We start from the raw sequence: 740 nt of genomic DNA, 5'->3' as shown, positions 1-740 counted from the left end.
GCCGTTCAGATCGTTGGACATGCTGTAGCTGGCGCTGGCGTGCCGCCACGCTGATTTGCTGTCGGAGCGCATCCAGTGGCTGAACGGAATATTGACGTTAAGCGCCAGCATCTGGTCGCGGCCCTGCTGCCAGGCGTTTCTGGTCAGGCTGTAGCTCAGGGTCCAGTTGATATCGTCGACGGCGGCGTTAAGCCCGGCCTGGAGCTGCTGGTCGGCGCTGCTGGTTCCCCAGTAGGTCTGGTGGCTACCGCTCAGGTAGAGCGTGGCGGTACGCCCCAGCTGCTGGGTGACGCTGAGCTGTACCCTGCCGCGCTTGTTGTACGCGAGGTTGTAGTAATCGGTGAACTTCGGCTTCATCTGCACCACGCCGTCCTGGGTCTCGACGTTGTAGCCGCTCATCCGGTTGTAGGTGGTGTCGGCGAAGCTGAAATAGCCGCGCGTCGAGTAGCGGTAGCCCACCAGCTGAATGTTGGTGCCGGTATCCGTCAGCGACTTGTTATAGAGGAAACGCACCGACTGCCCTTGATGTTCGCTGTCATCGGGCAGGGTGGCGTTGGCCTGGGTGATATCCATCGATAGCGCCCCCAGCTCCCCCATGTTTTTGCCGACGCCGAGGTTAAAGGCGCGGTAGCGGTCCGCCAGCTGGGTGCCGCCGTACAGGGTCCAGCCCGCCGGAAGACCGTGCAACAAAGTTCCCTGGAAGAACTTCGGTTTTTCCTGCTGATTGCTGCCGCTGCGGT

At 61.6% G+C, this 740-nt stretch carries 1 protein-coding gene; it reads right to left on the bottom strand.

All coding sequences use genetic code 11. The features are described from left to right. On the bottom strand, nucleotides 1–740 hold a 740-nt coding region (locus tag HMPREF3178_RS30480; protein ID WP_175438964.1), incomplete at both ends, for a fimbria/pilus outer membrane usher protein.

Origin of the sequence: Klebsiella sp. HMSC09D12 (assembly GCF_001808475.1) — a bacterium.
GTDB classification, from domain to species: Bacteria; Pseudomonadota; Gammaproteobacteria; order Enterobacterales; family Enterobacteriaceae; genus Klebsiella; species Klebsiella oxytoca.
The sequence above is the reverse complement of the archived record's forward strand: the minus strand, read 5'-3'. Positions and strand labels throughout refer to the sequence as shown.